Annotated in this window: 15 protein-coding genes; 11 read left to right on the forward strand and 4 right to left on the reverse strand. The window is 34.3% G+C overall.

The annotated features are described in order from the left end of the window. Positions 1-4 precede the first annotated feature (4 nt). From FGL66_RS00285 to FGL66_RS00295, 3 genes are all read left to right on the forward strand, one after another. A complete protein-coding gene (locus FGL66_RS00285) occupies positions 5-847 on the forward strand; it encodes a LysR family transcriptional regulator (RefSeq protein WP_180809646.1) in 843 nt (280 codons plus the stop codon). Between the two features lie 418 nt (positions 848-1,265). Next, positions 1,266-2,315, forward strand: a complete 1,050-nt coding sequence (locus FGL66_RS00290) for an ABC transporter permease (protein ID WP_180809647.1) — start codon at positions 1,266-1,268, stop codon at positions 2,313-2,315. Between the two features lie 18 nt (positions 2,316-2,333). Further along, the gene (locus FGL66_RS00295; RefSeq protein WP_180809648.1) at positions 2,334-3,005 is read left to right on the forward strand and encodes an ABC transporter ATP-binding protein; all 672 of its coding nucleotides are present in this window, start codon (positions 2,334-2,336) and stop codon (positions 3,003-3,005) included. A gap of 234 nt (positions 3,006-3,239) precedes the next feature. Here the strand turns inward: FGL66_RS00295 and FGL66_RS00300 are convergent, their stop codons facing one another. The 3 genes from FGL66_RS00300 to FGL66_RS00310 form a co-directional block, all read right to left on the reverse strand. Then, complete coding sequence (locus FGL66_RS00300; RefSeq protein ID WP_180809649.1) at positions 3,240-3,782, reverse strand: DUF2892 domain-containing protein; 543 nt, start codon at positions 3,780-3,782, stop codon at positions 3,240-3,242. A gap of 560 nt (positions 3,783-4,342) precedes the next feature. Beyond that, positions 4,343-5,566 (reverse strand): LysM peptidoglycan-binding domain-containing protein, encoded by a 1,224-nt coding sequence (locus FGL66_RS00305; protein ID WP_180809650.1) that lies wholly within the window; start codon positions 5,564-5,566, stop codon positions 4,343-4,345. Positions 5,567-5,687: 121 nt separating this feature from the next. Beyond that, positions 5,688-6,551, reverse strand: coding sequence for an HTH domain-containing protein (locus tag FGL66_RS00310; RefSeq protein ID WP_180809651.1), 864 nt, complete (start codon positions 6,549-6,551; stop codon positions 5,688-5,690). Positions 6,552-6,868: 317 nt separating this feature from the next. Between FGL66_RS00310 and FGL66_RS00315 the strand changes: the two genes are divergently transcribed. Genes FGL66_RS00315 through FGL66_RS00325 form a run of 3 tightly spaced genes read left to right on the forward strand, consistent with a single transcriptional unit; the run spans position 6,869 to position 8,405 of the window. Continuing rightward, positions 6,869-7,822 carry a hypothetical protein gene (locus tag FGL66_RS00315; protein WP_180809652.1) on the forward strand — a complete coding sequence of 318 codons (954 nt, stop codon included), beginning with the start codon at positions 6,869-6,871 and terminating at the stop codon, positions 7,820-7,822. Between the two features lie 60 nt (positions 7,823-7,882). Beyond that, positions 7,883-8,038 carry a hypothetical protein gene (locus tag FGL66_RS00320; protein WP_180809653.1) on the forward strand — a complete coding sequence of 52 codons (156 nt, stop codon included), beginning with the start codon at positions 7,883-7,885 and terminating at the stop codon, positions 8,036-8,038. A 31-nt stretch (positions 8,039-8,069) separates the two neighbouring features. Continuing rightward, the gene (locus FGL66_RS00325) at positions 8,070-8,405 is read left to right on the forward strand and encodes an SdpI family protein (RefSeq protein ID WP_180809654.1); all 336 of its coding nucleotides are present in this window, start codon (positions 8,070-8,072) and stop codon (positions 8,403-8,405) included. 1 nt (position 8,406) lies between these two features. Here FGL66_RS00325 and FGL66_RS00330 read toward each other — a convergent pair whose 3' ends face one another. Then, positions 8,407-9,444: a S66 family peptidase gene (locus tag FGL66_RS00330; protein ID WP_180809655.1), complete on the reverse strand. Its 1,038-nt coding sequence runs from the start codon at positions 9,442-9,444 to the stop codon at positions 8,407-8,409. Positions 9,445-9,715: 271 nt separating this feature from the next. Here FGL66_RS00330 and FGL66_RS00335 point away from each other — a divergent pair, with 271 nt between their 5' ends. The 5 genes from FGL66_RS00335 to deoB all read left to right on the forward strand — a co-directional run bounded on the left by FGL66_RS00335 (position 9,716) and on the right by deoB (position 14,676). Continuing rightward, entirely contained in the window at positions 9,716-10,453 is a 738-nt protein-coding gene (locus FGL66_RS00335) for a GntR family transcriptional regulator (RefSeq protein WP_258007285.1), read from the forward strand. Positions 10,454-10,726: 273 nt separating this feature from the next. Next, positions 10,727-11,434: a purine-nucleoside phosphorylase gene (deoD, locus tag FGL66_RS00340; protein ID WP_180809656.1), complete on the forward strand. Its 708-nt coding sequence runs from the start codon at positions 10,727-10,729 to the stop codon at positions 11,432-11,434. 13 nt (positions 11,435-11,447) lie between these two features. Further along, the gene (locus FGL66_RS00345; RefSeq protein ID WP_180809657.1) at positions 11,448-12,800 is read left to right on the forward strand and encodes an MFS transporter; all 1,353 of its coding nucleotides are present in this window, start codon (positions 11,448-11,450) and stop codon (positions 12,798-12,800) included. A 12-nt stretch (positions 12,801-12,812) separates the two neighbouring features. Beyond that, on the forward strand, positions 12,813-13,475 hold the full coding sequence (gene deoC, locus FGL66_RS00350; protein ID WP_180809658.1) for a deoxyribose-phosphate aldolase: 663 nt from the start codon (positions 12,813-12,815) through the stop codon (positions 13,473-13,475). A 22-nt stretch (positions 13,476-13,497) separates the two neighbouring features. Further along, on the forward strand, positions 13,498-14,676 hold the full coding sequence (gene deoB, locus FGL66_RS00355; RefSeq protein ID WP_180809659.1) for a phosphopentomutase: 1,179 nt from the start codon (positions 13,498-13,500) through the stop codon (positions 14,674-14,676). The last annotated feature ends 85 nt before the right edge of the window (positions 14,677-14,761 follow it).

Consider the following 14,761-nt stretch of genomic DNA (forward strand, 5'->3'; position numbering starts at 1 on the left):
TTCAATGCACTTAGAAGATTTAAAAGCATTTGATAAAGTATGCGAACTTGGTAGTTTTACAAAAGCAGCACAAGCTTTGAATTTTGTACAATCTAGTGTCACGATGAAAGTCCAAAAGCTAGAGGCGTATTATGGAACACAATTATTGTATCGTGACAAAAAAGCGATTAAACCTACTGCAGCAGGAAAAGCATTGCGTATCTACATCAAAGATATTTTTCGATTATTAGATGAAGCAGAGCAACATATTAGCCATAATCATCAAGCGCAATTGAATTTGGGAGCGATTGAAACGATTACAGCGACACATTTACCACAGATTTTACAGCACTATCATCAATGCGAACCAAGTGTTGCAGTACAATTTCAGACTGGTTCAACTCAGGCATTGGTCAATAAGGTAAAAGCTAGAGAACTGGATTGTGCATTGATTTCAGGAGAGATAGAAGATCAAGCACTTGTTGCGGAGACATTCACTCATGAACAAATGGTTGTTATTGCATCAAAAGCTTTAGACGTCGAGCAGTCTAACCTTACAATACCTATTATTGTATTTGATCATGGTTGTTTTTACCGAACATACTTTACATCGTGGTTGAAATATCATGATATAGAGGTCAGTCATATGATTACACTTAATACACTTGATGGCATGTTAGGTTGTGTAGAAGGTAATCTGGGTATTGCGATGTTGCCACAGTCTGTTATACAGCGTTATCCTGAGCATAAATTTCAGTGTTTAGCTGTATCAGAGCCATTTTTACCTGTTCCGCTGCAAATCATATATCGAAAAGATTTATTTCAAACGGATACAATTCAAAATTTTATAAACTGTGTAAAGTCATAAATAAAGGCTGAACGAGCTGTCATATCAAAAGATCGTTCAGCCTAAAGTTGATTTAGAGGCTGATGATTCTCAATATTTTTCATGGTTAGTGTACTTTTCAAATAGAAAAAATAAACTTCTAAAGCAAAATAGTATGAATAGGAGCTGGAATATAGCGGAAATTTGACCTAGATCGGTGTAAGGGGAAATGAATATAGAATCACGGAATGGAACATACATAAATTCCTATTATAAATTAAGTTTTTGTTTTTATATAATCAAGAGTGTTTTAATTGTTTATAAAACAGATTGAAAAGTGTTAAAATTGTTCGAAGATATGAAAGTGATATAGTGATGAGATATCTAATGTACTCATCAATGTATCATCTGTTTTTGATAAAACGCAATGATCAAGACAAGTATAATAAGGAGGGATTTGATGTTTCTTGCATGGAACGAAATACGACGTAATAAATTAAAGTTCAGTCTCATTATAGGCGTTTTAATTATGATTAGTTATTTATTATTCTTACTCTCAGGTCTGGCAAGCGGTTTGATGAATATGAATAGGGAAGGTATTGATAAGTGGCAAGCTGATGCAATTGTTCTCAATAAAAATGCAAACCAAACAGTTGCACAATCACTTTTTAATAAAGAAGATACAGAAGGTACTTATAGCAAACAAACGACTTTGAAGCAATCAAACGTTATTGTTTCTAATGAGAATACTGAGGAAAATGCACTTCTTTTTGGTGTAACCCAAGATTCCTTTTTAGTACCCAAGCTGATTGATGGCAAAAAATTTAATGCAGATAATGAAGTCATTGCAGACGAAACGCTAAAAGAAAAAGGATTTAAATTAGGAGATACCTTATCACTTTCTCAATCTGATGAAACATTAAAAATTGTGGGATTTAGTGAAAGTGCCAAGTATAATGCTTCACCCGTCCTATTTGCGAATAACAACACACTCGAGAAATTAAATCCCAAATTGACAGAAGATGTGACCAATGCCGTTGTTATTAAAGATAAAAATTGGAAAGACAAACAGTTAAATAGTGATTTAGAAGCAATCGAAATAGAAAGTTTCATTGAAGAGTTACCGGGTTATCAAGCACAAAACTTAACACTTAATTTCATGATTACATTTTTATTTATAATTTCAGCGACAGTTATTGGTATTTTCTTATATGTGATCACGTTACAAAAAACAAACTTATTCGGTGTTTTAAAAGCACAAGGGTTCACCAATGGCTATTTAGCAAAAGTAGTGCTCTCACAAACCTTTATCTTAGCAGTGATTGGTACGCTTATTGGTCTTGGACTCACGTTAGTGACAGGTATGTTTTTACCCAATGCTGTACCGATTAAGTTTAGTGCAGTTACATTGACTATTTATAGTGTGGTATTAGTGGTCGTATCATTAGTTGGTAGTTTATTTTCTATTTTAACAATACGAAAGGTAGATCCATTGAAAGCGATTGGATAGGTTAGGAGGCGAAATGATATGTTGGAATTTAAAAATGTGACGAAGAATTTTAAAGATGGTAATCGAATCATTGAAGCAGTCAAGCCCACATCAATCAAATTTAATAAAAGAGAGCTTATCGCAATTATTGGTCCTTCTGGTTCTGGTAAAAGTACGTTTTTAACAATGGCGGGCGCACTACAAACACCATCATCTGGAGAAATTATCATTAATCAGCAAGAAGTATCACAAATGTCTCAAAAAGCACTTGCACGTACACGTATGCAAGAAATTGGTTTTATTTTACAAGCCACTAATCTCGTTCCATTCTTAACAGTAAAACAGCAATTTCAGTTACTCAAAAAACAGAAAAAAGATGTCATGGATGAGACATCTTACAAAAAGTTAATCAAACAACTAGGGCTTGAAAAGATTGAACATCAATTGCCTAGTGATATTTCAGGAGGACAAAAACAACGTGTTGCTATTGCCAAAGCGCTTTATACGCAACCTTCTATTATTTTGGCAGATGAACCTACAGCTTCACTCGATACAGAAAATGCAATGGAAGTTATGAAAATAATGAAAGAACAAACTGTGGAACAGCATAAAACCTGTATTGTTGTTACACATGACGAACGTCTGACATCTTATTGTGATGAGGTTTATCGTATGGAAGATGGTGTATTAACACGGGTGGAGGGAGATTGATCACTGTTATAGTGTTAAGTAGGGTCAAAGGTTGAATGTGAAACTGGAATAGAGCTTATGGTAGTAATACTAGGAAACTAGTACTTATTTAGCTAGTTTCCTAGTGTTTATATATAAGAAAAAGTTATTAAAGTGCCTAAAACTGAATTTTGATGACTTTTTATCAAAAGAACTAGATATCTATGTTCCGGTCTTAGAATTTAATTTATAAACTATAAAGACAGTGAGATAAATTCAGTTATTTTGATTTTTAATTGCATCAATAATGGCTTGAGAATGCTTATTTTGAGCATCGATATTGAATTGTGTATTTAGGCGTCCATTGCGATCATCGTTGTATTGGTTAATTTGATGAATAACTGTTTCAGAAAAAGATTCGGCGCGATGTGCTTCAAAAAATGGTAGAGGAATTGTGATACTATGTCCATTGTTTTCATATTGAAAAACAGTCAAAATACCTGATGATACCAATAATACTCCTAGTAGTATAAACAAGAAAGACATGAAAAGGCTAAGCTTTAATATCAAAAGTCCAAATAAAGCAATAATCGCGCCTCCGAATATTCGTCCTAATTTATAAGAGCTGCTCGTATAAACATTAGAAATATTACCTAACGGTGTCGTATGTTTACGGCGTCCCGCAGGAATAAGACCAAATAGAACAGTATTAGGAATATCAATCATAATATTATGATGGTCAACATCCATTTTTCCTTTAATCCAAGGTGTTGCAACTGATACTGCAAACATTTTTTCTTCGTCTGTCATTAATTGCATGGTAATGCCTCCATATATTATAAGTGTTGAGTAGTTTAAATATTTTTGAGTAGACTTTTATATTGAGAAAAAGAGAGTGCTATTTTTTGAATTAGTATTACGCATATTAAATGTTTAGTTTTTGATTATAAAAAAGAGTGAGTTCCATTAATAATATAAGCGACATTAAACTGATATACGATTAATTAGAACATACATAATGGTAATTTTATTTTATATGCTAGCATTAACAGTATTTTGCTTTGATTATCCCCTTTTCTTAATAAAGGTTTTACATTTTTTTAGTTATAAGAGTTCTACTTTTTACATTATTAAGTTGCTTTTAGATATTTGTTACTTTAGAGATGCTCTAATTTACTTCACTTTACGTTAGATTATTTTAGTTAATAACCATCTTTTTCAAATAATGTAATATATTAATAAAAAATACGAGTAATATAAAATACCTTTATCTACACCAATATTTTGTATGAATGAACAGGACTCACTATAAATAGCAAGATTTTATAGTGAGTCGTTTTTTATATCAGTTTTCAAAACAGTAAATTTTTTACTATAATTTAGTTGGTTTTTTTATTGCGTCTGAAGAAATATGTACTTAATGCTAAGACTAAGCTGCCAACAAGTGTTGAACCAAAGAGTACGGGATTATTATCAATACCAGTTTCTGGTAAAAATCCCTCTTTATTAGATTCTTGGTTTTGTGTTTGATCATCTGATTTTACAATAAGTTCTTGGCCAGGCTTAAGTGTGCTTTGATCCGTTAATTGATTATTTTTCATAATTTTTTCAACTGTTGTATCGTGTTCTTTGGCAATTTTATTCAATGTATCACCTTTTTTTACGACACATGTTGTATTTGATTTATTGTTAGCTTTGTTATTTTTATCGCTCGAGGCAGTAACACCAGCTTCTAGATTAGATACTTCATCTTTGTTTGTCCCTTTTTTGTCTTCAGAGGGGTTGTCTTTATTATCTGGAACAACAACACCAGCTTCAGGGTTAAAATTATCATTTTTATTGCTTTGATTATCTTTTGTAATTTCTTCTATTGGTGTGTTGTTGTTAACATTTGTTGTGTCTGATTTGCTGGCTTTTACCGCTTTATCAAAGATAATATCAGGGTGTTCGGAATTTTCTCGAATTTCTTGATAGAATTTTTCTTTTTCATCGTTGCTTAGTCCTGGTAAGAAAAATAGTTTAGAAAGAACATCTTTTTGAAGACTGTCATAAGGATCTTCATATGGTTTATGTGTTAGTAAGTCATTTAGAGTCTGAGCTTCAGCCATTAATTTTTCGAATGAATGAGGATCTTTTTTAACCTCCTTAACATAGTAGTATAAGTCATATTGAGTAAGATTATCAAAGTTTTGAGCAAATTCATCCAAGAGTTTAGCTTCTACATCTTGCTGAGCGTCACCTTCTGGTAAAACTGGAGTGGCTTCTCCATACTCTTTTTCGTTAGACTCTTCACCTTCTGGTAAAACTGGAGTGGCTTCTCCATACTCTTTTTCGTTAGACTCTTCACCTTCTGGTAAAACTGGAGTGGCTTCTCCATACTCTTTTTCGTTAGACTCTTCACCTTCTGGTAAAACTGGAGTAGCTTCTCCAAATTCTTTCTCAGTAATCTTCTCATCTTCTGCTTTTGTTTCAGTGGTAATATTTTTCTCTTTTTGAACTTCCTCTGCTGAGCCAACTGAGCTAAATAATAAAGAAGATGCAATCAGGCAAGAGCCAACACCTACTGAAAGTTTTCTAATGCTAAAGTAATGTTTCTTGTTCAATATAAACGCCCCCATTAATTGTTATTGTTCTAAAATAATTGATGTTCTATTAATTTTATAATTTTATATATTAAATATGATGTTCTCTTGTATTAATATCACCTCACAAATCTGCTTTGTTTTAATCAATCATATAAAGGTTCAACATGTTTAATAAATGTTTTTTAAGTTTCTTAACCAGGTATTGAGGGCCAAGTAATTTAATATTCGTCGTGTGTGTGATACATAAATGTAGTGCTTCTGTGTCTGGAATATCAAGTTCAACAATGTAGTCTTCGCCTATCTGTTTAATAACATTAATTGGATAGAGCTTTTTTAATTCAAGCAATATATTTTCTCTTGTTTGCAAAACAATTTCGTTTGTATAAGACGCTACTTTTTCATTGATGAGTTTGATATCTTTTATTTGATCGAGTGGTATAAATTTTTCACTTTGTCCATTTCGATAAAATAAGCCAACTTCGTGTTTATATAGTGTGAGCTTAGTTGGTAACATAGAAATACTGTCATAGTTACGTGTAGTAATACGAATAAATTGTGATGTGTTAACTGCTTTTTGTAATACAAGAAGGTTTGAGGAGTCTATCTCGTAATGTTTGACTTCAAGATGATTGATTAAATTAAATAAGTGAGTTTTATCTTGTACAAAATATTCAAGAACAAGAGATTTCAAAAATATTATAGTGTCTTTCCATACAGGAATATTAGATATGTTCAGTAATAACAAGAGTGCTTCTAGGTCTTGCTTTTTAATGTTCATCTCAAATTCTTTTGGAATACGGTATACTTGTGTTGTGTAATCAAATGTAATATCTTTTTTATCTAAAAATTCTTGACTATCATAAAGATAATTACGAATTTCACGAATATCACGTTTTACAGTTCTTTCACTGACACCAAATTCCGTAGATAATTGTGATTTATTAATATTTTGGTAATGTATTAGCCTGGTATAAATGCTTAGTAAACGTGTTGAACGACTCACGACATCAACTCCACCCTCCTGTTGCGATTATATAAAATAAAAAGGACATTTAAATGTGCAACCTGACATAGAATTTAATAAAATTTCGTTTGGGAAACTATAATTTCTAAAGGTGGATAACCCAATAGAGACAAATATCGTCCCTGTATGTAACTTTGTTTTTTCAATATAGAAATACATATAAAATTAATGTATGATTTTGTTAGAAAAGGTGTAAAAACCACAAATGAATTGCACAATAATATTTTAAATTATATCAATTTTGGTGGTATAAAATAATAGTAGGCATATTTAAAAAAGAAAAGGATGAGGTAAAAATGAAAAAGAGATTAGCAATTATTACCTTGAGTGCGTTAACATTAGCAGCGTGTTCGGGGAACAACAATGAACAACAAAGTAAAAATAATACGAATGAAAGCGAGCAAACAAAACAAGCCAGTCAACAGAATGATCAGTCGAGTTCAAAACAATCATCTAACAACAAAAACACATCTAATAATAATCAAAACCCCTCAACAGAAGAAGTGATTAACAATTTAACAGATGAAGAAAAAGTGGCATTGGCATTATTTGAACCGTCAGTGGAACAAACTGTTATTACAGCGAACGAACTTCTGAATGGTCAGTATACGGACTTAGGGGCAAATAGTAATAAAGGCAAGCAATTATATTCAACAGATTCGATGACGTTAGAACCCCTTCCTACTGAAAGTGGTTTACTAGCAGGTGCTCCTAGTACGATGAAGTGTTACCAATCCCATCCAAATAAAGGCACAGGTGCGGTACCTATAATAGCTGTAAGTGATCAAGAAGTTTTAGTGTTTGGAACGCAAAGTATGCCCACATATGATGAAATAAAAGATCACAATAACCCAACAAGTTCGGTTTTTAGCTTACGAGAGCTATATGAAAAATGGGGCAATCAAGATTACAAGCAAGTAGCAAGTAAAATTAAAATAGGTCAACCTGAACAAAACCAAATGAATCATGAAACATCTTCTTCAGATAAAAACAATCAAGAAGCTTCAGCATCTAAATCTTCAAGTTCAGCAGGTACAGTTGTAACAAGAGATAATGTGATTGATTTAGTAGAAGAATATGAAGGTCACTATTTGGATACGGATACTTATACTTATAAAGAACCAGCACGATTAGAAGATGGAAGTTGGGGCTTTTCATTTGTAGATCAATCGGGTGACTTGGCAGGGTCATATATTGTGAGTGAAGATGGAGATGTTACAAAATATGATGAAAAAGGTAGACCAGAGTAGTTTAGTACGTGCAATAAAAGAGGAATAATGATGAAGAGAAAATCCCCCTGATTTTTAGGTATGATAGCCGCATCCTTATTGGCAACAGCACTTGTAACAGAAAATGTACAAGCAGCAAGTTTAGATGATTTTGAATTTAAAGATTGGGACTTTACTAAAGATATTGAAGTGACAGATAAGAATGGTTCGCGTATTCATCAGCCAACAGAAGGATAGTCTCGTTTTGAATATATGCTAGGAGGATATTATGTTACTAATACATACAAGTATCATACTCTATGGATTAGGGCGATTATTTTATAATATACGCCCCAAAGAGATTAATCATTTCTATGGATTTCGTTCTAAAAAATCAAAAAAGAATGCGTACAATTGGGATAAGGCACAATTGATGTTTAGTCAATTGATGCAAAAGTATTTTGGTTACAGTAGCTTAGGGGGGATATTCTTTTTAGTGTTTGATGTATTATGTTGGGTGATTCACCATGACACACTCTTAGCTATCTCATTAAGCATACAAGGGGTTATTATAGGTGTATTACTATTGCTGATCTATATTCAGGTGAATTCGTCGTTATTATGACTTACGTGCACCCGCTATCACGAATGACAAATGTCTCTTTTGTCACATCAAGTTCAGCCATGGCACCATAAGGTAAAATACACTTAGGTTCATTGTGTCCAAAGCTTGCATTATAAAAAACAGGCTTATGCTGTTGGTGAAAGGCAGCTAATCCTTTTTGCCAAGTTGCTTTTATCATATCGTAGCCATCATTATTTTGAGGTTTACCGATAATGATGCCTTTAACATTGTCTAATATGTGTTGCGCTCCAAGTGTGTGTATCTCGTCTTCTAATAAATGTTGTGGAAGTGGGTCTTCTGAATTTTCAAGGAAGAGTATTTTGTCTTTAAATACATCAGGTTTAGGAAATATATGTGTTCCTCTTAGTTTACGAAGACTTTCCATACATCCACCTAGTAATGTACCTGTTACAATGCCTTGCCCGTTGATGACATCATAGCTTGCATTTTTAATTTTGGGACGTGCAATGTGAGGTGTCTCATTTGACCATTTTAATCCAAACTTACGATAATAGGGTGCTGTTGCAATAGGACCTATATTTGAAGATGAAAAGAGAACTTTATATAACCATTCTATGGTGTATTCATCCATTTCAACATTTTCAGCAAAGTCTGTAAGAATAGCTGGTCCATAAAAAGACCGTAAGCCTAATTGATAGAGAAATAAATGGACAGCTGTTGCATCGGAATAACCCATGAAAATTTTAGGATTTTTCTTAATCACATCTTTATTGAGGTAGGGGGTTATGCGAATCGCATCGTTACCCCCGATAAATGAGATGATGGCTTTAATGTTAGGATCAGCAAAAGCTGTATTCAAATCTTCTGCACGCTTTTCAGGATATTTTGCCAAGTCATCTATACCATTGCGTGCATTAGGCATTATTTTGACATTGAGATGAAAATATTGTTCTAGTCGTTGAATCGCAGTTTTAATACGTTTTTGCACAAAATCTTCTCCTGCAAGTCCAGATGATGGTGAGACGAGAGCGACAGTATCTCCATATTTGAGTGAGGGTGGAATGATTAATCTTGTCATTATATACCTCCCATTTGATGAGTTATAGAATAGAATAGCATATTTATAGTTGTTTGAAAATTCTGATTATAAAAACGGGTAGTGTGCCGTCATTATGACCTCACTCATACGGGAGTCTAAAAAATAACAAGAGGCGTCAGATGGAAAGGTTAGGATTGTTTGCCTCATGCGTTGATTAAGGTATATTGATACGTATTCATATTTTTGCCTCACACTCTGTGTATCTTTGGTGTATGATAATAATAATGAATAAGTGTGGGAGGTTATTTTGGTGACGCAAATACAGCCAAAATTTTTAAAGATTTATAATACACTATATGAAGAAATTCAGATGGGTCAGTTTCCCGGAGGACAAGCATTGCCCACTGAAAAAGCTCTATGCGAACGCTTTGAAGTGAGTCGTATGACGTTGCGACAAGCAATCAAGCTATTGGCGGAAGATGGTATTGTAACAAGTGTAAGAGGGAAAGGGCATTTTGTTGTATCACAAAACCGAGAACATCATGCGTCGAGTATAGGTCAAATTGCACATCCCCTTCAACAAATGTCGCATAGTGCAATGTCACTCTCGTCATTGACATATCGTGTTGATTTAGAGAGTGAGTATACTAATCATTTGTTTCCAACACACCCGACAGCTGTTGTAGCAATGGAGCGTTATTACACTTCTGAGACGAATCATACACGTCATGCTGATGCATTTTGTTTTAGCTTTATTCCGATTAGTGTGATCGATGCATACCATGTTAATACACAAGATGAGCAGGCTATCCACGTGTTTGTTGAGGAGATCGTATATAGTCATGCGAGCCATTCGGATTTAAAGTTATCAATAACGCAATCCCCCGCGTTTAAAAATCAGACATATACTTTTGATGGAGGGGACAATTGTTGGTTAGTGGTAGAGTCTTTGTATGGTCAACAGGAGAGTCCGATTATGATTAATAAATGGTATTTACCACAACAACATGCCGATGTTATTGTTTCTCGTGTGCGTGATATGCTATGACAGGTACCATAGCGCAATGTATATAGAATAGGTATGACAACAAAGTAGGCGTTTGCTAGATTAAATTTGTCAATTCTAGTTATATTTACTGAAGTGGAATGATGAAGCCTTTTGAGATATTGAGGTTTCTATTCCACTATTTTTATGTGAATTACTGAAAGCGTTCTCAAATTTGTCACAATTTCTATATTGAAAGCGTTATCTTACAGATGTATTATATAAGTGGTTAGACAATTAGACAAATAAATATACAACTTTATGGAGGTCATTATCATGAAAGCAACACCACATATTAAACCTATGAACGATGTAGAAATTGCAGAGACAGTGTTATTACCGGGAGATCCTCTACGTGCTAAGTTTATTGCAGAAACATACTTAGAGGATGTGAAACAGTTTAATACAGTGCGTAATATGTTTGGTTATACAGGAACATATAAAGGTCAAAAAGTATCTGTTATGGGATCAGGTATGGGTATTCCATCGATTGGTATTTATTCATATGAACTTATTCATACATTTGGATGCAAAAAATTAATTCGTGTGGGTTCATGTGGTGCTATGCAGGAAAATATTGATTTATACGATGTCATTATTGCACAAGCAGCCTCTACTGATTCGAACTACGTACAACAATATCAGTTACCTGGTCATTATGCTCCAATCGCATCTTTCAAATTATTAGAAGGTGCTGTCGATAAAGCACGCGAAAAAGAGGTAGCCTATCATGTCGGAAATATTTTATCTAGTGATATTTTTTATAATGCGGATACAACAACAACTGAACGATGGCAACGTATGGGCATTTTAGGTGTTGAGATGGAATCAGCAGCATTATATATGAATGCGACATATGCAGGTGTAGAAGCATTAGGTATCTTTACTGTAAGTGATCACTTAATTCATAATAAAGCGACGACACCAGAAGAAAGAGAACGTGCATTTACAGATATGATTGAAATTGCACTCTCTCTCATATAAGGAGTGGTAAAACATGGATATGGCATATTCAAAAGTAAAAAAAGCAGTACCTATTTTACTCTTTTTATTCGTTTTTAGTTTAGTTATTGATAACTCGTTTAAGTTGATTTCAGTGGCGATTGCAGATGATTTAAATATTTCAGTGACTACAGTGAGTTGGCAAGCGACATTAGCAGGTTTAGTTATTGGTATTGGTGCGGTTGTGTACTCATCATTATCTGATGCCATTAGTATACGAACACTTTTTATTTATGGTGTATTTTTAATTATTATTGGTTCAATTATTGGATATATTTTCCAACATCAATTTGCGTTATTACTTGCGGGACGCATTATTCAAACAGCAGGACTTGCAGCAGCAGAAACGCTCTATGTTATTTATGTAGCAAAATATTTGTCTAAAGAAGATCAAAAGACTTACCTTGGTTTGAGTACAAGTAGTTATTCACTTTCACTAGTTATTGGAACATTATCAGGTGGGTTTATCTCAACCTATTTACACTGGACAAATATGTTTTTAATTGCATTGGTTGTCGTGTTTACATTACCGTTTCTATTTAAATTATTGCCAAAAGAAAACTCAGATAACAAAGCACATTTAGATTTTATTGGTTTAGTATTAGTATCAACGATTGCAACGACAGTAATGCTCTTTATTACAAACTTTAACTGGCTCTATTTAATCGCAGCTATTCTTGTTATTGCAATTTTTGCACTATATATTAAAAATGCAAAAAAACCACTCGTAGATAAAAAGTTCTTTCAAAATAAACGTTATGCATCATTTTTGTTTATTGTGTTTATTATGTATGCAATACAGTTAGGTTATATCTTTACGTTTCCGTTTATCATGGAACAAATTTATCATTTTGAATTGGATACAACATCACTTTTATTAATTCCTGGCTATTTAGTAGCTGTTGTTGTAGGTGCATTAAGTGGTAAAATCGCATCTTTCTTAAATTCTAAGCAAGCAATCATTACAGCAATTGTCTTGATTATGTTAAGTTTATTTTTACCAGCCTTTGCAGTGGGGCAACATGTAGCGATTTTTGTAGTTTCTATGGTATTCTTTGCAGGTAGCTTTGCACTTATGTATGCACCATTATTGAATGAGGCCATCTGTACAATTGATGCGAATATGACAGGTGTGGCTATTGGTTTTTATAACCTTATTATTAATGTTGCGGTATCAGTGGGTATTGCGATTGTAGCAGCATTAATTGATTTTAAAACACTTAATTTCCCGGGTAATACTGCATTAGAGACACACTTTGGTATGGTATTAATTATTTTAGGGGTGATGAGTGTCGCAGCACTTGTATTGTTTATTGTGCTAAATCGTTGGACAAAAGTAGAAGAATAGGAGAGACAAATAATGAATTACGAAAAATATATTGATCATACATTACTAAAGCCTGAATCGACACGTACTCAAATAGATACGATTATAGAAGAAGCAAAGACGTATCATTTTAAGTCCGTTTGTGTAAATCCAACACACGTGGCTTACGCAAACAATAAATTAGCAGATTCTGATGTTCTTGTTTGTACAGTTATTGGTTTTCCGTTAGGTGCATCAACACCAGCGGTAAAAGCCTATGAAACCAAAGATGCCATTGCGAATGGCGCAGATGAAATAGATATGGTCATCAATATTGGCGCTTTGAAAGATGAGCGTTATGAAGCGGTTCAGCAAGATATTGAAGCCGTAGTGGAAGCCGCACAAGGTAAAACAGTGAAAGTCATTATTGAAACGGTATTATTAACGGATCATGAAAAAGTGAAAGCATGTGAACTCGCTCAAGCTGCAGGTGCGCACTTTGTTAAAACTTCAACAGGCTTTGTGGGTGGCGGTGCGACACCTGAAGATGTCAAACTCATGAAAGATACAGTGGGTGATGCCTTAGAAGTGAAAGCATCAGGTGGCGTACGAAACTTATCAGATTTTCAAGCGATGCTAGAAGCAGGGGCAACGCGTGTCGGTGCGAGTGCAGGGGTACAGATTATGCAAGGCTTAGAAGCGGATACAGATTATTAATAATTCATAAGGAGTGAGTGCGATGTCTACACCATTTCAACGTGTGCATCTAATTGTAATGGATTCTGTCGGTATTGGAGAAGCACCAGATGCGGCAGTATTTAATGATGAAGGATCACATACATTGAAACATACGCTCGAAGGTTTTAATCAAACATTGCCTAACTTAGAGCGATTAGGATTAGGGAATATTGATGATTTGCCAGTTGTGGGTCGTGTCGATTCGCCCACAGCGTATTATACAAAGATGAGTGAGGCGTCTGTTGGGAAAGATACGATGACAGGACATTGGGAGATTATGGGACTTCATATTGATGAACCGTTTAAAGTATATCCCAATGGTTTTCCTGACGAACTTATTGATGAAATTGAACGTTTAACAGGACGTAAAGTTGTAGCGAATCGTCCAGCATCAGGGACACAGATTATTGACGAGTGGGGTGCACATCAAATGGAAACAGGCGATTTGATTGTGTACACCTCTGCAGACCCTGTATTACAAATTGCAGCACATGAAGATATTATTCCACTTGAAGAGCTATATGAGATTTGCGAAAAAGTACGCGAACTGACAAAAGATCCCAAATATTTAATTGGACGTATTATTGCACGCCCATATGTTGGAGAGCCGGGTCACTTTACACGGACAAGCAACCGTCATGACTATGCGTTAAAACCATTTGGGAAGACTGTGATGAATACGTTAAAAGATGCGGATTATGATGTGATTGCGATTGGTAAAATTAATGATATTTATGATGGTGAAGGTGTGACGGAAGCGATTCGTACGAAAAATAATATGGACGGTATGGATCAGTTGATGAACGTCGTAGGACGTGACTTTACAGGATTAAGTTTTCTAAATTTAGTTGACTTTGATGCGTTATACGGACATCGTCGTGATAAAGAAGGTTATGCGCAAGCATTGAAGGACTTCGATGCACGTTTACCTGAGCTGTTGAGTCAGTTGAGAGAGGATGACTTGTTGATTATTACAGCAGATCATGGTAATGACCCAACAGCGGAAGGCACAGATCATACACGAGAATACATTCCGGTGTTATTCTATAGTCCGAAATTCAATGGTGGCAAAGCTTTAGATGGCGATACAACGTTTAGCTCTATCGGTGCAACGATCGCTGATAACTTTAATGTGAAGTTACCTGAATACGGTAAAAGCTATTTGGAACATTTGAAATAACATTGAATGTAAAAATGTATCATTTTGATGACTATATATAAAATAACCATTCATGCGATATAATTTTATTGCATGAATGGTTATT

Source organism: Staphylococcus sp. 17KM0847, from assembly GCF_013463155.1.
Lineage (GTDB): Bacteria > Bacillota > Bacilli > Staphylococcales > Staphylococcaceae > Staphylococcus.